Annotated in this window: 14 protein-coding genes and 2 tRNA genes; 11 read left to right on the forward strand and 5 right to left on the reverse strand. The window is 42.0% G+C overall.

Going from position 1 to position 18,349, the window contains the following annotated elements; all coding sequences use genetic code 11:
- Positions 1–23: 23 nt before the first annotated feature.
- On the forward strand, positions 24–2,420 hold the full coding sequence (locus tag V7K84_RS23345) for a glycoside hydrolase family 15 protein (protein WP_334841543.1): 2,397 nt from the start codon (positions 24–26) through the stop codon (positions 2,418–2,420).
- Positions 2,421–2,703: 283 nt separating this feature from the next.
- Entirely contained in the window at positions 2,704–2,856 is a 153-nt protein-coding gene (locus V7K84_RS23350; protein ID WP_334841545.1) for a lmo0937 family membrane protein, read from the forward strand.
- Positions 2,857–3,023: 167 nt separating this feature from the next.
- Here the strand turns inward: V7K84_RS23350 and V7K84_RS23355 are convergent, their stop codons facing one another.
- Both V7K84_RS23355 and V7K84_RS23360 read right to left on the reverse strand, forming a co-directional pair.
- Positions 3,024–4,232: a 4-hydroxy-3-methylbut-2-enyl diphosphate reductase gene (locus V7K84_RS23355; protein ID WP_334841546.1), complete on the reverse strand. Its 1,209-nt coding sequence runs from the start codon at positions 4,230–4,232 to the stop codon at positions 3,024–3,026.
- A gap of 120 nt (positions 4,233–4,352) precedes the next feature.
- Positions 4,353–5,186, reverse strand: a complete 834-nt coding sequence (locus V7K84_RS23360) for an SGNH/GDSL hydrolase family protein (RefSeq protein WP_334841547.1) — start codon at positions 5,184–5,186, stop codon at positions 4,353–4,355.
- Here V7K84_RS23360 and V7K84_RS23365 point away from each other — a divergent pair.
- A complete protein-coding gene (locus tag V7K84_RS23365; RefSeq protein WP_334841562.1) occupies positions 5,107–5,307 on the forward strand; it encodes a hypothetical protein in 201 nt (66 codons plus the stop codon). The two genes, V7K84_RS23360 and V7K84_RS23365, sit on opposite strands and share 80 nt — an antisense overlap.
- On the opposite strand, the gene V7K84_RS23370 is transcribed toward V7K84_RS23365, so the two are convergent.
- On the reverse strand, positions 5,301–6,731 hold the full coding sequence (locus V7K84_RS23370; RefSeq protein ID WP_442940984.1) for an ammonium transporter: 1,431 nt from the start codon (positions 6,729–6,731) through the stop codon (positions 5,301–5,303). The genes V7K84_RS23365 and V7K84_RS23370 overlap by 7 nt on opposite strands.
- Before the next feature lie 351 nt (positions 6,732–7,082).
- On the opposite strand from V7K84_RS23370, the gene V7K84_RS23375 reads away from it, so the two are divergent.
- A complete protein-coding gene (locus V7K84_RS23375) occupies positions 7,083–7,235 on the forward strand; it encodes a hypothetical protein (protein WP_334841551.1) in 153 nt (50 codons plus the stop codon).
- Between the two features lie 175 nt (positions 7,236–7,410).
- Here V7K84_RS23375 and V7K84_RS23380 read toward each other — a convergent pair whose 3' ends face one another.
- A complete protein-coding gene (locus V7K84_RS23380; RefSeq protein WP_334841552.1) occupies positions 7,411–7,734 on the reverse strand; it encodes a YnfA family protein in 324 nt (107 codons plus the stop codon).
- A gap of 243 nt (positions 7,735–7,977) precedes the next feature.
- Between V7K84_RS23380 and V7K84_RS23385 the strand changes: the two genes are divergently transcribed.
- From V7K84_RS23385 to V7K84_RS23415, 7 genes are all read left to right on the forward strand, one after another.
- Positions 7,978–12,669 (forward strand): GAF domain-containing protein, encoded by a 4,692-nt coding sequence (locus tag V7K84_RS23385; RefSeq protein ID WP_334841554.1) that lies wholly within the window; start codon positions 7,978–7,980, stop codon positions 12,667–12,669.
- A gap of 305 nt (positions 12,670–12,974) precedes the next feature.
- Positions 12,975–13,044: transfer RNA gene (locus tag V7K84_RS23390), tRNA-OTHER, on the forward strand.
- 120 nt (positions 13,045–13,164) lie between these two features.
- Positions 13,165–13,365 (forward strand): hypothetical protein, encoded by a 201-nt coding sequence (locus V7K84_RS23395; protein ID WP_179075191.1) that lies wholly within the window; start codon positions 13,165–13,167, stop codon positions 13,363–13,365.
- Between the two features lie 471 nt (positions 13,366–13,836).
- On the forward strand, positions 13,837–14,562 hold the full coding sequence (locus V7K84_RS23400) for a hypothetical protein (RefSeq protein ID WP_334841555.1): 726 nt from the start codon (positions 13,837–13,839) through the stop codon (positions 14,560–14,562).
- 32 nt (positions 14,563–14,594) lie between these two features.
- A tRNA-Phe gene (locus tag V7K84_RS23405) sits at positions 14,595–14,663 on the forward strand.
- 113 nt (positions 14,664–14,776) lie between these two features.
- Entirely contained in the window at positions 14,777–14,953 is a 177-nt protein-coding gene (locus V7K84_RS23410) for a hypothetical protein (protein WP_334841556.1), read from the forward strand.
- Between the two features lie 226 nt (positions 14,954–15,179).
- Positions 15,180–16,613: a vWA domain-containing protein gene (locus tag V7K84_RS23415; protein WP_334841558.1), complete on the forward strand. Its 1,434-nt coding sequence runs from the start codon at positions 15,180–15,182 to the stop codon at positions 16,611–16,613.
- 94 nt (positions 16,614–16,707) lie between these two features.
- Here the strand turns inward: V7K84_RS23415 and V7K84_RS23420 are convergent, their stop codons facing one another.
- A complete protein-coding gene (locus tag V7K84_RS23420; protein ID WP_334841560.1) occupies positions 16,708–18,252 on the reverse strand; it encodes a hypothetical protein in 1,545 nt (514 codons plus the stop codon).
- Positions 18,253–18,349 lie beyond the last annotated feature (97 nt).

Here is an 18,349-nt window from a genome sequence, read left to right on the forward strand (position 1 = left end):
GCTTATCGGCACAACAATGCAGTATGGTAAAGATTATTAGTCAAGCAAAAGCTTTTGGCTCACCGGGTATTGAGCCTCGATGGACTCAAGCGAATAAAGATGGAGTCGGAACAGCTTACTCTACCTCTAGTAACATTTGGTTTACTCTTTGGAACGGTATTGTCACAGAAATCTACCATCCCACAGTAGACAAACCCCAAGTTCGGGATTTGCAGTATTTAATTTCTGATGGTAAAAGCTTTTTCCACGAAGAGAAACGCCATCTCGAATCCAAAGTGGAACCGATGTGGACTCATGGTTTAGGATATCGCATCACTAATTCCGATCCCCAAGGACGTTATGCCGTAATCAAAGAAGTGATTGCCGACCCGCATTTCCCCTGTATCTTACAGCACACCACATTAACAGGAGAGAGCGATTTTATTTCCCAACTTCAGTTATATGCTTTGTGTGCGCCGCATCTGGATGTTGAAGGTATGGGTAATAATGGTTACGCTGTAGAGGTTGCTGGACATCGTATTTTGATAGCCGAGAAACAAGGAACATGGCTAGCGCTGGGTGCAACAGTTCCCTTTACCCGCCTTTCTTGTGGTTACGTCGGTGAAAGTGATGGTTGGACAGATTTAGCTGATAATTTCCAGATGGATTGGGAGTTTGATAATGCTGTAGATGGCAATCTTGCTTTGACTGGAGAACTAAATTTAGATCGCACTAAAGAGTTTACTTTAGGACTGGCATTTGGTACAAACTTGCATAATGCAATTTCTACACTATTTCAGTCGCTCAATATTCCTTTTGAGCAGCAGAAGCAGCAATATAACGAACAGTGGAAGCGATCGCGCCGCAATATCCGACCGCTAGAATGTGTTTCATACAATGATGGAAAGTTGTATCACAACAGCATTAGTTTGTTGTTAGCACATGAAGATAAAACTTATCCCGGTGCGTTGATTGCATCCCTGGCGATCCCTTGGGGTGAAGCCAAAGACGACCAAGACCAAGGAGGATATCACCTTGTCTGGACGCGGGATTTGGTAAGTAGTGTATCAGGTTTAGTGGCTGCTGGTGAAACAGAAACAGCAGTGCGATCGCTAATTTATCTTGCAACCAGCCAGCAGGAAGATGGCGGTTTTGCCCAAAATTTCTGGGTTGATGGTAAACCTTACTGGAAAGGTATTCAACTAGATGAGGTGGCATTTCCGATTCTTCTAGCATGGCTATTGCACCAGCAGAAGACTTGCTTAAACTTCGATATTTATCCGATGGTTCTACGGGCAGCGGGTTATTTAATTCGTTACGGCCCGGCTACCCAACAAGAACGTTGGGAAGAAAACAGTGGTTATTCACCATCAACATTAGCATCCAATATTGCCGCCTTAATCTGTGCTGCTCAATTTGTTCGCAAACGTGGGGATGAAGCAACAGCACAATTTATAGAAGAATACGCTGATTTTTTAGAATCTCACATTGAATCTTGGACAGTTACTACTGAAGGAACTTTAGTTCCTGGAATCAAACGGCACTATATCCGAATTACTCCCTCAGATATTAATAATCCTCACCCCAACGAAAATCCTAACCAAGGAACTCTTTTCATCAGCAGTCAGCCGCCTGGTGAACCAGCAGAATTTCCAGCCAAGGAAATTGTCGATGGTGGGTTTTTACAATTAGTACGTTATGGAATTCGCAAACCTGATGACCCGATTATTGTTGATTCTGTCAAAGTAATTGATGCAGTTTTAAAAGTAGATACACCCGCTGGGCCTTGTTGGCATCGTTACAACCACGATGGTTACGGCCAGCAAGAAGACGGCAGTCCTTATACTGGTTATGGTAAGGGACGCGCTTGGCCTCTTTTGACAGGAGAACGAGGACATTATGAACTAGCTGCTGGCGGCGATGTCAAAACATATATCAAGGCGATGGAAGGATTTGCTTCAGAAACTTGTTTGCTACCAGAACAGGTTTGGGATGAGGCAGATATCCCTGATATCTATATGTATTTAGGAAAACCAACAGGTTCAGCGATGCCTTTAATGTGGGCACACGCAGAGTATATCAAGCTGCTACGGTCAAATCATGACGGACAGGTGTTTGATTTTATTCCAGAGGTGGCAAATCGCTATCTAGGCGAAAGAAAGCAGTGTAAATCATTGGAAATTTGGAAGTTTAACCGACAAATCAGCCAAGTAAAAAAAGGTCAGACATTGCGAATTGACGCTTTAGCATCTTTTCAATTGCACTGGTCAGATGATAATTGGCAAACCACACAAGATACGCTTTCTACTTCTACAAAGTTAGGAGTGAATTTTGTAGATATTTCTGTTTCTGATAACCAGTACCAGCCAATTAGCTTTACCTTTTTCTGGAATGAAAGCAGTAAATGGGAACAACGCAATTATACTGTTGCGGTTGATTAGTGCCAAGATGTTGGGGAAAGGTTAAAGGTTAAAGGGAAAATTCCATACCTTTCCCCTTTCCCCTTTTTCCTACTTCTGGAAGAAGTCTGTAGTCATAGCGGCAGTTAACTGACAGTTCAGGACTGCTACCTTTATCTAATTAAATAGTAACGAAAGATTAAGCATAGCAAATGACTGTGCGCCATGACTCAAAGTAATCTTTCTTAAAGCAAATAGATAAAAGTGAAGCTAGGGAGTAAAATATTTGAACAAATTAAAACTGATTTAATTCAGAACAAATAATATGTTGAGTATACTTTGGGGTATTGTTGTTATACTGGTTGCTTTTTGGGCATTAGGACTGGCACTTCATATTGCCGGAAATCTCATTCATGCAGTGCTACTTATAGCCATTGGTCTTGCTATCTATAATTTTTTCAAAGCGCGTGATGTGTGAATAAATATAGCATTTCCTCATTATGGTGAATGATGTATTGCCAAGTACATAATACAGCAAAAATACTCTTGTAAGGCGGGCAAGACTTCGGCTACGTTCAGTCGAATGCTGCCCACCTCATAAGAAGTAATTGGATGTTTTTTATTTGGAAGTCTCTGTGAGAACTTTTAAACCACTGCTGCCGTTGCTTTTAATCTAAAAATCTTCTCAATTACATCTTCTACTACCTTATCTGGCGTAGAAGCACCAGAAGTAATTCCCACAACAATTTCTCCATCAGGCAACCAATTTTCTGTAGTTATTAACTGCCCATTTAATTGTCGATGTTCAATAGAATATGCTGATTTCAGGCGTTCAACAGTATCAATATGGTAAGAAGGAATTCCTCGCTCAAAGGCAATTTGTTGCAACTGAGTAGTATTCGAGGAATTAAACCCACCAATTACTACCATCAAATCTAAATTATGTTCCACTAATTCCAACATGGCATCTTGACGTTCTTGGGTAGCGTCACAAATGGTGTTGAAGCTTTGGAAATGCTGATTTAACTCAGTGGGGCCATACTTCTGTAACATAGTCCGCTCAAAAAGCTTGCCGATTTGCTCAGTTTCGCCTTTAAGCATTGTAGTTTGGTTAGCAATACCAACTCTTGCTAAATCGCGATCGGGGTCAAATCCTGCTGAACAAGCTTTAGCAAATTTTGTCAGAAATTCTTCACGGTTGCCACCATTGATAATATAGTCAGCAACATATTCTGCTTCTTGCAAATTCAACACAATTAAATACTTGCCAGCGAAAGAACTAGTCGCAACTGTTTCTTCGTGCTTATATTTACCGTGAATTATTGATGTATAATCGACTTTTTTGTGCTTTTCTACTGTATTCCAAACTTTAGATACCCAAGGACAAGTTGTATCAACAATTTTGCAGCCTTTATCGTGAAGTATCTGCATTTCTTGAACGCTAGCCCCAAAAGCGGGTAATATGACTACATCACCAATTCCGACAACAGAAAAGTCTTTATTCTTTCCTTCAATGGGGATAAATTCTACTTTCATCTCCTGCATCCGCTGATTTACAGAAGGGTTGTGAATAATCTCGTTAGTAATCCAGATATGTTCTGTGGGGAAGTGCTGACGGGTTTCATAGGCCATCGCTACAGCCCGTTCTACACCCCAGCAAAAGCCAAAGGCTTGTGCTAGTCGGATTGTCACATCACCCCGTTGTAGGGTGTAATTGCGATCGCGAATTTCCTGAATCAAGTTACTCTGATACTCAGATTGCAACTGGGTAGCAACTTCTGCTTGATGACCAAAGCCCTTGCGATTGTAATTTTCTGAATGTTGGAGGCTGCGCTTAAAAGCTTTTGTATCCATTAGATTTGTCTACTTAAACTCACTATTTCTTATTTTCTCGCGCCTAGACGCGATTAATACAGAGTTGTCTTCAAAGATATTACTTCTTTTTGGGCTTTAGCCTTTTTCTCCCGCAGGACGTTAACGCTGGGGTTTTAATTCAATCTCGCTATAAATCTGCAATGCAGAACGCCAAACCATATAGCCTTCAGGACTTAAATGTAAGCCATCAGTTGTAAATTCGCGGCGGAGATTTCCTTGCTTGTTGGTAAACAGAGGATGTAAATCGAGGTATTTGACACCTTTTTTGGTAGATATGCTTTGTAGTTGCTGATTCAACTCGCGAATGCGACTATTGGCAACAGCCAATAGTTTATCTCGTCCTTTCCAAGTTGCTGCTTCTGCCCCATGTGGCAAAATCGATTGGACAACAATTTGCGCTGTGGGATGAGTCTTTCGTAAATAATTAATAATTTGCCGCTGATTATCTAAAATTTCCCCATCACTCATCCCCCGAATTAGGTCATTAATGCCAATCATGACAAAAATCACCTCTGGCTGGGTGCGGTCAAATATTTTTAATCTTTTTAAGAGTCCATTGCTGGTTTCGCCAGAAATTCCTTGATTGAGCCAATTTTTACCTTCGGGTAATAACTCAGAGGGAAACCACAAACTCAGAGAATCTCCCGCCAGAATAGTTAAATGCGGAGGATGTTGGTCAGCGGCGACCTTGGCTTCTTGGTTGAGGATATCTACCCACTCTTGATAAGTGAGTTGGTGACGGCGACCTAAATCAGGTGTAGCAATTTGCGGTGAATTATTCAGGTTGATTGGCTGTGGGGCTGCGATTATCCCAAAAAAAGCGGCCAATCTCTGCTGTTGCCAAATTAGCAGAATGACCGCCAACATTAGGATGCCGTTGGTTAACAGCGAGAAAAATGCCCAGATAGGAAAGGTTTTTGCAGATGTAGACACGACTAGCGAAATTTACCAATTATTTGAATCAAATTTTAACGCTAGCGATCGCAAATTACACAATCTTAAATTGGGCATTGGGGAAGCAACTCCTAACTCAGCACTTACCACTCATTACTGAGTAGGACGATCGCCAAACTCGGAGTTGTAACCTTCTTCGCCGTGTTCGTTGATATCCATACCTTGCAATTCAGCTTCCTCTTTGACTCGCAGCCCGACTGTAGCATCGATAACTTTGAGAATAATCCACGTACCAGCACCTGCGATTACATAGGCAACGGCAATTGCTACTAGTTCAACTCCCAATTCACCAAAATTACCGCGTAACACTCCATCTTTACCTCCTCCGTTGACTTGAGTAGTGGCAAAGATAGCCGTTAAAATCGCCCCGACTGTACCACCAACGCCATGCACGGGATAAGTATCTAAAGCATCATCAATTTCTAACTTGTGCTTGAAACTGATGGCATAGAAGCAAACAAAGGCGGTGATGAAACCAATTAAAATCGCTGATAGCGGTGTGACAAATCCGGCGGCGGGAGTGATACCGACTAAACCAGCAACGGCTCCTGTCGCTGCTCCCACGGCGGTTGGTTTACCCCGTAAAACACTCTCCAAAATTAACCACATTAAAGCCGCAGCCGCCGCAGCCGTATTGGTAGCGACAAAAGCTGTTGTTGCCAGATTTGTGACGACATTACCAGAAGTTCCGCTAGCAACAGATAGGGCACTTCCAGCGTTAAAACCGAACCAACCAAACCACAGCAAGCCAGCACCCAGCAAAATAAACGGAACGTTGTGCGGTGGGCTAAGGCGATCGGGATGGGTTTTGCGAGGGCCAAGGACGATCGCTGCTACCAAAGCTGAAACGCCAGAACTAATATGAACTACTGTGCCACCTGCAAAGTCTAGGGCACCCAATCCACCAGCCAAACCTAAAAATCCACCTTTTGCCCATACCATGTGGGCTAAGGGAGCGTAAACAAAGGTTGACCACAGTAGGACAAACAGCGAATAGGCACGGAAACTCATCCGCTCAACGATCGCCCCAGAAATTAAGGCTGGGGTGATAATGGCAAACATGGCTTGGTAGATCGTGAATGCCTGGTGGGGTATCGTTCCAGCGTATGAGACGACATCAGCATATTTGGGGTCTCCTGCTTTGAGAACGTCTTCGTATGGCAGATGCGGCAAATAGCCTTGAGTCTCTAAACCGACACCATTCAACCCCAGCCATTGCAATCCACCGATAAATGGTAAACCTGGCGCAAAGGCAAGACTATAGCCCCACAGAATCCAGGTAACTCCGACGATTGCCATTAACACAAAGCTCATCATCAATGTGTTTAGGACGTTGCGCGATCGCACAAATCCACCATAGAAAAACGCCAATCCTGGTGTCATTAGCAGCACAAGTGCTGCTGAAATCAGCATAAATGCTGTGTCTCCAGTATCAGCAGTAGGCGGGGCAGCAGTTGGGGTTTGGGCAAAAGCATTGCCCATCAACGGCCCTCCTAAAAATAGTAGGGTGATAGCTCCAATCATCACAACTTTCTTCAACACTTTTTTTTCTTCCTAAGCACCAACAATTTGTATCCTTAACTACATTTGATTACTTTTATTGACACATTTTTGTCTTTAAAGTTACTTAACCTGAATTTTCTTGAAATGTTAACAAAAATATAATCCTGATTGTAGTTGTCAAGATTTAAATTAGCGTATAAACACGCAATCATTACATTGCATCTTTTTTTTTAAAGAATAGAAGAATAGTATTTTATTCAAGCGGGACAAAATTACGAATTTTTAGTTACTTACTGTTACAAACCAAAATAATTGTGATATTTGACGAGTATTGTAAATTATTGTCAGTATTTTCCGATAATTTGCCCAAATATGCAGCAAATTTCAACTTTTCTACGAACGCGAACAGGGTGTCAAAGACAGAGGCTACGCCAATATGAGGTACAGAAATACCCTACTGGTGCGATCGCGATCGCACCAGTAGAGAAGGGAGAAGCAAGTAGCATGATGGTTGAGGAGAAGTAAACCTCATGGGCAAATGCTGCATCATGAGTTCTCTTTATATCTCCCGCATCAACACGTAGATATACAGATACTTACTTCTAACAGGTTAGTTGCGAAAAAACTTTTGCAATTTTGCGTGAGATTATTTGTTTAACAGGGAACACTATAAAAGTTCAAAATAATCTAGCAATTTTACTTAACTTCTGGGAGCAAACATGATAATTAAAACACTTACTAAAGCTAAACATACTCCGATTAAGTCGTAGCGGTCTGGAGTTACCCCGTCTACCTTCCAACCCCAAAGCATTGCCATTGCGATAAACACGCCGCCATAAGCCGCATACACTCTGCCAAAATTTGTTGGTTGGAAAGTTGCAATAACCCCATAGAAAGCTAAAGCAATTCCCCCCAATATGCCCCACCAGAACGGCTTACCTTCGCGCAACCACAACCAGATTAAGTAGCCACCCCCAATTTCAAATAAACCAGCCCACAAAAAATACAGCAGGGACTTAATCATTCGATCGATTATTTAACAACATATAACTCAGTAAAATTACGCTAACGCTTTTAAGTAAACTATTGCCATTAATTAAAGGTAAGTTTATTGACCAAATTGGGCATGGGGCACAAGAGCAGAGGGGCGGAGGGGCGGAGGGGCAGAGGGGAAAAAACTTGTACAAGAACTCTCCCCTGCTCCCCTGCTCCCCTGCTCTCCTGCTCCCCTGCTCCCCACTCCCCAGAATGTAGATAAGGCTCAAGGATGAAAGCACCATTACCTGACAACGAAGCCCAGAGAATCGAGGCAATTTTGCAGTATAAGATTCTCGATACGCCATCGGAAGCCACCTTTGACGATCTGACTCGTTTAGCCTCGTATATTTGTCAGACTCCTATTGCCTTAATTAGCTTAATTGATACAAATCGCCAATGGTTCAAGTCAAAAGTCGGTTTGGATGCCCCAGAAACGCACCGAGATTTCGCATTCTGTGCCCATGCCATTCTCCAGCCTGATGTTTTGGTCGTACCTGATGCAAAAAATGATGAACGGTTCGCAACAAATCCACTGGTGACATCTGACCCAAATATTCGGTTTTATGCTGGTGTACCTTTAACTAACCCTGAAGGATACGCCCTCGGAACCCTGTGTGTAATTGACTACGCACCACGAGAACTTACTCCAGAACAAATAGAGGCATTACGAACTTTAGGTCGTCAAGTCATTAAGCAACTGGAATTGCGCCGAAATTTAGCAAGTTTGGTATTTGTTACCAAGAAAGGCAACCAAGTACAGAGGGTACGCAAGCAATTTTTCAAAAAGATTGCAGCAAGTTTTGGTTTATCGTCAATAATTTTAGTTCTGATTGGGGTGGTTTCTTATCAAAATACAAGAGTATTTACCAATTTTAATCGCAGTATAGTAAAACATACTTATAAAAAAATTAACAGCCTAGAGAAAATACTGTCCCAGGTAAAGGATGCCGAAATTGGACAACGTAGTTACATCTTCACTGGAGAAAAACTTTATCTAAAATCGTATCAAACAGCACTTGATAACGTCGATCGAGAAATTGCCAAACAGAAAAATTTAACAGCAGCTCAAGCGAATCAACAAAAGCAGATTGCAACGCTTGAATTTCTGATAACAGCTAAACTTACTGAACTAAAACAGACTATCGACTTGCGCCAGAAAAAGGGATTAGAGGCGGCGTTGCAAGTACTGCTGAAAAACGATCGCCAAAATCTCATGGATGATATCCGCAAGGCAATCGATGAGATAGAAAACCAGGACAGGGGAAGAATCCGACAGCAGTCACAAGCAGCAAAGACTTGGACTCGGAACACAATTCTCACATTGGCGATCGCTATTTGCCTAAGTTTTATCGTTCTTGCTGTAGTCTACTACTCGATCTATCGTGAAGTTATTGAACGGAAGAGGACAGAAGAAACCTTAAATCAAGAACACAACTTTATCTCAGCAGTGCTTGATACAATCGGTGCGTTGGTAATAGTTCTCGATTCTCAAGGGCAAATCGTTCGTTTCAATCAAGCCTGTGAGCAAATAACTGGTTACTCCTTTGATGAGGTGAGGGGTAGATATAGCTGGAACTTGTTTCTACTTCCTGAAGAGGTGGAACCAGTTAAAGCAGTTTTTGACCAGTTACGATCTGGTCAACTTTCCAATAATTATGAAAATTATTGGGTAATGAAAGATGGTAGTCGGCGGCTGATTGCCTGGTCAAATACCATCTTAAAAGACTATCAGGGCTTTGTTGAATACATTGTTGGTACTGGCATTGACATTACCGATGCCAAACGAACACAACAGCATCTGACTGCACAATATGCTGCAACCCGCGTCCTCGCAGAGTCCGCCACAATTAGCGAAGCTACTCGCCAAATATTGCAGGGAATCTGTGAGAGTTTGGCATGGGATTTGGGTGAAATTTGGATGGTAGATGAGCAAGCAAATGTGCTGCATTTTCTCGATATCTGGCATAAAGCATCCATTGAGATGCAAGAGTTTGAAATACTGAAGCGGCAAACCACCTTTGCACCCGGAATTGGATTACCTGGAAGGGTTTGGGCTAGTTCTGAATCGGTTTGGATCGCTGATATCGCTAAAGAAATTAATTTGCCTAACTTCAAAATAGCTGCTCAAGTAGGACTACATGCAGCTTTTGGTTTTCCGATCCGCAGCGGTAACAAAATCCTCGGTGTCATTACCTGCTTCAACCGGGAAATCCAGCCCCTTGACGAAGATTTAGTAAAAACGATGAATTCTATCGGCGAGCAAGTAGGGCAATTTATCCAGCGTAAACAGGTTGAAGAAGAAATACAACGCCAAAATTTGCGATCGCAACTATTTACCGAAATCACCCTGAAGATTCGTCAATCTTTGGACATCGAAGAAATTCTCCAAATCACTGTCGAAGAGGTACAAAAGATTCTCCAGACTGACCGAGTTTTAATTTATCAGCTGATGCCAGATCAGTCTGCAAATACCGTTGTTGAAGCAGTAGTTTCTGGCTTACCAGCAATCAAAGAGCAAAACAACGCCGCCCCCTATTTGGAAGCAGAATATCTCCAACAGTACTATCTACAGCAGTACCGTCAAGGCAAGATTTTCGGACTGGATAACTTGGATCTTCTGGAAGTTGAACAAAGCCATCTGGAATTAATGCAACAGTTTGGGGTCAAAGTCAATTTGGTTGTGCCGATTCTTGTTAAAGAAGAACTTCGCGGTTTGCTCATAGTTCATCAGTGTGACGATTCCCACCACTGGTCTAACTTTGAAACCGATCTTTTGCGGCAAATAGCCGACCAAGTAGGTATTGCTTTAACCCAAGCCCAACTATTAGCAGCCGAAACTCGCCAGCGACAAGAACTTGAAATTGCCCGTCGCCAAGCCGAATTAGCTTCTCAGACGAAAAGTGCCTTTTTGGCAAATATCAGTCATGAAATTCGCACTCCGATGAACGCTGTGTTGGGGATGACCAGTTTGGTCTTAGATACTCCCTTAGACGAAGAACAGCGAGATTTTATTGAAATAATTCGCAGTAGTGGAGACGCTCTTTTAAGTTTGATCAACGAGATTTTGGATCTTTCCAAACTTGAGGCTGGAGAGATGGCTCTTGAAACTCTCGATTTTAACCTATCCACTTGTGTAGAAGAAGTGGTGGAATTATTGGCTCCCTCAGCCCATAACAAGGGATTAGAAATTGCCGCACTGATCGATCGCAACGTCCCCACTCAACTCAAAGGAGATACTGGTAGGCTGCGGCAAATTTTGATGAACTTAATCAGCAATGCGATCAAATTTACCAGCGTTGGCGAAGTATTAGTGCAAGCCGAATTGCGATCGCTTTCTCCGACTACAGCCACCATCCATTTTGCCATTACAGATACAGGTCTTGGCATTAGCCCTGAAGACCAACGCAAACTCTTTACGCCATTTACCCAAGTGGATGCTTCAACCACTCGCAAGTATGGTGGTACGGGTTTGGGATTAGCCATCTGTAAACAACTTGTAACTTTGATGGGAGGAGCGATCGGGGTAGAAAGCCAGATGGACAAAGGATCTAAGTTTTGGTTTGAGTTGCTTTTTACCAAACAAGTTGAGCCTGTTGAGCCAAAATGCGATGGCGGAATTTTGCAAAATCGCCGCTTATTAGTGGTGGATAACAACACTACTAATTATAAAATCATCTCCCATCAAGCTACTCATTGGGGAATGGAGGTAGATCGAGCTGATAGTATTGCTGCGGCCGTTAAAGTTATTCAGCAAGCTAGCGAGCAGGGGAAATCATATCATGTTGCCTTGGTTGATATGCAAATAGCCCAAACTTATGGCATGACAATAAAAGAACAAATTCCAGCCAATTCTGCAATTACTGAGATTCCTTTAATTCTGCTCGCCTCTACTAATCAACGCGATGAAGTGCAACAGGCGCTCAAAATCGGATTTGCTACTTATTTATTCAAACCCATTAAGCCATCACGACTCCTTGATACCATCATAAATATTTTAGAAACTCAGCCGGAATCAGAACAAGAATTTAGAGGCAGGGAGCTAGAGGCTACAGAAGAAATTCCGAGTACAGAAACTTCAGATATTCTGACTTCTTCCTCTAACCTCTCTACTAAATCCAAGTTAAGAATTCTGTTAGCCGAAGATAATTTGGTGAATCAGAAAGTAGCACTAAACCAACTCCAGAGTTTGGGCTATAAAGCTGATGTCGTTGCCAATGGAGAGGAAGTTTTGCAGCTATTAGAAAAAATTCCTTACGATTTGATTTTAATGGATTGCCAAATGCCAATTCTCGACGGTTTGGAAACTACAAAAGAAATTCATCGTTGGCAAGAGGATGCTTTTGCATTGGGTCATCGTCCTGTGGTGATTGCGATGACAGCTAATGTGATGAAAGAAGACGAACAAACCTGTCTAAATGCCGGAATGGATGACTATTTGAGCAAGCCAGTATTTAAAGAAAAATTGGCTGAGACTTTAGAGCATTGGACAGGTGTGATCGTTTCCCAGCAAGAGGCAGGTGTGTATGAACAGACAGTTTCCATTGACTTAGCAATTGATTGGGAACACTTGCATCGGATATCGGGAAACGATCGAGAATTTGAATTAAATTTATTGCAAATATCCATTGAGGATATTAAACCCCGTTTAGAAATAATTAAAGCAGCGATCGCAGCTGATGACTTTGAGCAAATAGCACGAGAAACTCATCACCTTAAAGGTGCTAGTGCCAACATTGGAGCGACAGCTATGTACTTAGCAACTGACAAACTAGAACAACTAGCTAGCGATCGAGACCTTAAAGGTACTACTAATTTACTTTTAGAATTAGAAGAATTTGTCAACTGCATTCAATACTTTTTAATTAAAAACAAAGTCGTGAAGGAGGCAGGAGCCAGGAGCCAGGGGGCAGGTGGGCACTGAGCAATTTGCCTACAGCAATGGAATAGACCTCTTGCAAAAGTCCCCTAACACCCCACCCCCAACCCCTCCCCGCCGGCGGGGAGGGGAGAATTTGACGTAAGTCAAAGGCGGGGTGGGGTTCTTTTTTTGATTTATAAGGATAATTGCCCGATCCATCCCGACACTTGACATTATGTAAATAATGTATTACAAATGTAGTATACAAGAAAAGCCTCCTCAAAAGCATGCAATAATGCTTTCCTTGGGTCTGTAGCTCTAACGGTAGAGTTCCCAGATGTCACTTGTGCCCTGACAGAAAAAGCTTACATACTTGCTCAATGGTAGAGCGATCGTATCTTAACGATAAGTGCAGGTTCAATTCCTGCGGTGTTACCACAGCTTTTTCAACTCGCACGAGGTGTGAGTGTAACTCTCACAGGGAGGGTATCGGTTCAATCCCGATCAGATCCACTAATACGAATTCGTAATTCGTAATTAAAACAAGAGGCGATCGCAATGGTTCATATTCGATTTGAAGGACGTTCTGTTGATATCCCAAAAACCCAATTGGGAATTGCAGCAGGGATGAATGATGTGGCGGTGAAGGAGCGCGTTGCTCGGCATTTAGATGTGAATAGCGATCGCCTTTCTGCTTACGTAATCGATCGCCGTCCTAGTGGCGATTTGATCGTTCGCCCTGAAGCTGTCTATGGTTAAATTTCCGAGTCATCCGTGCCCTAACAGAAGAAGCATACATACACATTGATAACGGCCCTAAGGTAGTAAAGTTCGAGCGATCGAATAAGCGAAGCATGATTTCTAAGTCTCTTGCAGATTTAACGTGCGTGCCCACTGCCAATATTTGGTAAGAGCGACCGTAGCTGTAAAAAACTTCTTGAACTTGCACGGAATGATTTAAGACTTAATTCCGCGCCCTAACTTGTAAAGTCTACACACACTCCGGCAACGGAATGCAGGTTCAAATCCTGTCGCTTCCTTTGATGGGAGCGTAGCCAAATTGGTATAGGCAATTGTGAAAACTACTTTGCTAACTTGTGCGGAATTTCAATTATTTGAATTGTATTTATCTATAACCTTTACTCAATACGGAGGTGAGTTCAATGATGTTAGCTAACTCATGTTTAATAACAACTCAATTAGAAAAACTGCATTTAAACAACGTGAGATATGAGCGAACATCGTTTGAGCGAGATTGTAATTGAGCGTCCTCGCGGTGGAAGGAGAATTAGCCTCAAAAAGGTGACTGGCTTTAAGAAGCGATTATACAAAATCACCCAGGATGCAATTCAGGATGGATTGTTGAATCCCTACCTGATTAAACCAATAAATAAATCTAAGTATCTTTCAGATCATCTCGGCCCTCTGCGTCGGTTTTTGCGATCGCAAGTCGGACAGCCTTGGAATGACGTTTACAGCCAACTCTGCCAACGACTAGATCCCAGCACAATGGCAGGACAGCATGTTATCGATCATGTGTGGGACTACGTTGAACGGCATGTGGAAATAATTGATGGTGGTTTTTATAGCAAGCCTTATCAAGGGTATCGAAATCAGCTAGATGTAAGCCATCGCGATCGCTTCTATATCCATCCTGAAACCGGAATTCTTTGTGCAGTCGAGACAGTGCCTCGAAAGCAGAAGCAAAAGCAGGAACAAACTGATATTGTCATCATTGATAATTATCATCAATACCAGAAGCTAAACGAGATTTGGTATTTCATTACCTTTGAAGATTTTCCACCGCCACCAACTCATTATGTGACGGATGTTGTCAAAGGGATAATTCATCGTTCTGTGGCAATGTATAGAGGTCGAATGATTTACGCTGTTAGGAAACAGCAGTGTAATAAGAAAGAAATTCGATTTATTTTAAATCAACTTTCTAAAACCTAAAATTTTCACTTCGTGCCCTAACTGAAAAAGCTTACATACTAGCCGAATGGTAAGGCACTTGACTGAAGATCAAGCAACTACGGGTTCAAATCCCGTGTGTGAATCAACAGCTTTTTCGACTTGCACGAAGCGATATTATTTCATTTCAATATGGAGGTGAGTCCGATGAAAAAGATTAATTCTTTCAACATCGAGCCTGAAGATTTCGACGAATTTGACGATTTCTGCTTTTGAACCATCGAGCAAACGTCGTCGTGGCTACCCATCTGAAAAAGCTGTCAAACGTGGCGATCGCCTTGTTCATGGCGACAAGGAACTACAAGAAAAGCTTGGTAACAATGACCTTTGTCTTTGTGGTTCTGGTCGCTGCTTTCAAAAAGTGCTGTCGTAATAGCGGCAGATATGATGGCAGCTTACGCAGCTACTACTTTTAGGGAGTAGTGCCAACGATTTCGATACATTACATCAAAACTGGCAGTTGTTGCCGCGCCCCGATCGCAGAAGCTTACATAACTCTGCACAAGTTATACACAAAGCTTCTACAACTTGCGCGGTGACTTGATCGCCCCGCGTGCAACATCTGCCTCCTCATCCATCACAACTAGAGGAGGTTCATAATGAATACCGCAGAACGTGACTTGCGTTTAGAAATGCTCAACAGTTTGCTGACAACTCCTCACCGCAAACTTGAGCAAGTCACAGAAATTCATCAGTTAATTGTTGAACTCGATCCCATCTTCTACGGACATCTGGCAGTATGGTATCAGCATTATGGTGATGTCCGCGACCACAAGGAAGTGTTTGTTGCTCATTTGTTAACCAGCAATCTGACTGAACACCGGGATGCTGGATTTATGATGCTGCAAGAGTTTCCACCCTATCAAGTGGCTCGTGTAGTGGACTTCATGAAGCAGCAGCAAAATAAACTGCCTCGTTCCGCTCGGACTGCGGTACGGCGTTACTTGAAGACACGGGAGAGCAATCCGGCTCTGTTCGATCGCGCCGCTTTGCGAGGTCGTAAGGCTATGAAGCACTTATATGCTTCACTGCACATCAAGCCAAATGAGCGGGCAAATGCGATTCTATTCCGCGATACTCCTCCAGAGGGTTCCTTAGCAAATGTGCTGAAGCAGCTTGCGAAGGCTGAAAATGCCGCAGAACAGGCACGGCTGATTGTGGAGTTCAAAATTCCATACACGATCGCAATTGGTGCGATCAAGCAACTCACACCAGTTGTATTGGTGGCGTTGATCAATAGCATGTCTCCACAAGAAGCGATCAACAACCTCAAGTCTCTCCAGACTAGAGGTGCAATGGATCATCCAGAAGTTAAGAAGCTGATTGATTCCAAGCTGGAATCAGCGTCTAAGAGTGGCCGCGTCTCAGCATTCAAAGCACAGATTGCCGCAGACGCAGGAGATTTTGACGCAGACACCGTTGCTCAACTGGAAAAGGTGACAAACGAGCAGGTGAAACGGCGTGGTGCGATCGCTCGTCCAACTGCTTTATTGGTGGACAAGTCTGGTTCAATGGAAAATGCGATCGCGATCGGTAAGCAACTTGCTGCCCTAATCTCTGGTATCACTAAGGCAGAACTGTTTGTCTACGCCTTCGATACCATTCCTTACGCTGTTACAGCAAAAGGCAAGGAATTGAGCGACTGGGAGCGTGCCTTCCAGCACATCAATGCAGGCGGTGGTACTAGCATCGGCTGTGCATTGGAAGCAATGCGGAAGAAGAAGCAGGTAGTTGACCAGATAATTTTGGTGACGGATGAGGGCGAAAATGCGGCTCCTTATTTCGGTGAAGTCTACAAGAACTACTGCCGGGAATTGGCGATAATGCCCAATGTGGTGATTGTCCGTGTAGGTACTCATTACAACTGGGTGGAGACTCAACTGAAGCAGCAGCAAGCACCTGTAGATACGTTCACTTTCGCGGGTGACTACTACAGTTTGCCGAACATCGTCCCACTCTTGACGCGCCCCTCTCGTCTGGATTTGCTGATGGAGATTTTGGATATGCCGTTGCCTGTGCGATCGGATAAATGAGATTATAAGCAGCTTGCCTATCATTTAACTATGGTGGGCAATGCTATACTTATAACCTGCTACTCCTAACTCGGTTCGTTCTTAATTAGCGAAATTATTTATAATTATTACGAAACTCCTGCCATAATTTCCTAGTCTCCAAAGACCAGAAGACTTCATCCTGATCGCCATTTATAAACATATCTAAAGCTTGGACTACTTCCGGCCAACCATCAGGTAATATTCTATGGTTATTTGTTGGTTCTCCGATAGGAATATCGGTGTAAAAATCTGTATCAGATTTAGATATTTTTTTTAAGATATGAAGCATGGCTTCTAGTGCTATACCCTCTGCAACTTGACTAGAATAAATTATTGGAAGTTCTGCATCTGTATATTTTCCATGCAGCAAATTGTTTCTTATATTCAAAAAATCAGGTGTTCCCTTAGATGTCTTGATATATTTATTCCAACTAACTCCTAGAGAATCAAGAAAAAATCGAATTGTTAAGGAAAGAGGTGGTGTTCTACCATTTGCATTCTTCGCCTCATTTAATAAGTCCTGAAAATTTCTATTTGAAGGCAAAAGAGGTGATTTTTGAATCAATGCATTTTCAAGTTCTTGAATACCTCCCAACTTTTTTAACCAGTAAGAGTAGAAGTACTCAATCGCAGAACAAGATGCATATAATTTTAATTCTGAAGTGACATCCAAAACTATTGTCTTAAGCTGAAGAATACCATTACTAAGTTGCTTATCTAATGGACAGCACTCTAGGAAAGCTTCAGCATTATGATGTATAGAAACACCGTACGTTGGCCATGCCTTTGATAATCTAGAAATCCTTGCTTTTTCCTGTATAGGAACTAATTTTCCTTGAATTTCCTTATCTAGGGATTTTGAATAAATTATAAATTCATAGTAAATTGGTATAATTTCATAGTCACAAAGTATGCTTAAAAAAGCACAACATTCAAACATTGCTTGTTCAAGCTCTTGAATCTTGTGTATTAATAAACTTTGATTAGTCTGAGGATTAATAGAACGTAATATATCTATGAAGCTAAATCTGTAGAATGTTTCTATATTCGGTTTTCTAAATGAATCTTGACTGTGTATTACATAGCTTTTACCACATTTTAGTTCATAGTGACTATTTAAAAAGCAGTATGGGCTGAAAGACTGCGTTTCTGCTAAATTTAAATTATTATCGCGTTTCTTCGGTAAGCCTTGAAACTCAACTCCAAAAATTTCATCTGATGAAGAGACATCATCATTGAGATATGCCTTTAACCGAACTAAATCACTAAAATCTTCTTCTAAAGACAAATTTGAATCCCAGCCGGAGTATATAAACATTTGGTAACATCTGAAGTTTATTAGTGGTGAATTGTAATTGGGCATATGTGCTATACCCATTAAAATAACTTTTTCTTGAATAACAATAGCCTGTTTGTTAGCTTGACGTAATTTTATATTTATACCTGAGTAAAAGCCATTTTCATCTTTATTATCATCTTTCAAAATTATTTTTAACTTTAGTTCTGTGGCATCTGTAAATCTTAACTGCAAGGTAACGTTTACAAGTAAAGTTAACTCATCTAATAAAAAATGAGCTTCACCGTGATAATCGCAGTCGCAAGGAAAGTCTCTAAACAAATTAAGTAGGTGGGCGGGAAAATTTCTAACTATGTAACGAAAGCTTAACCAGAAAGACTAGAGTTAAATTTAATACGTTTTGTACTGTATTTGCCTT

This window comes from Nostoc sp. (genome assembly GCF_036917315.1).
GTDB lineage: Bacteria > Cyanobacteriota > Cyanobacteriia > Cyanobacteriales > Nostocaceae > Nostoc.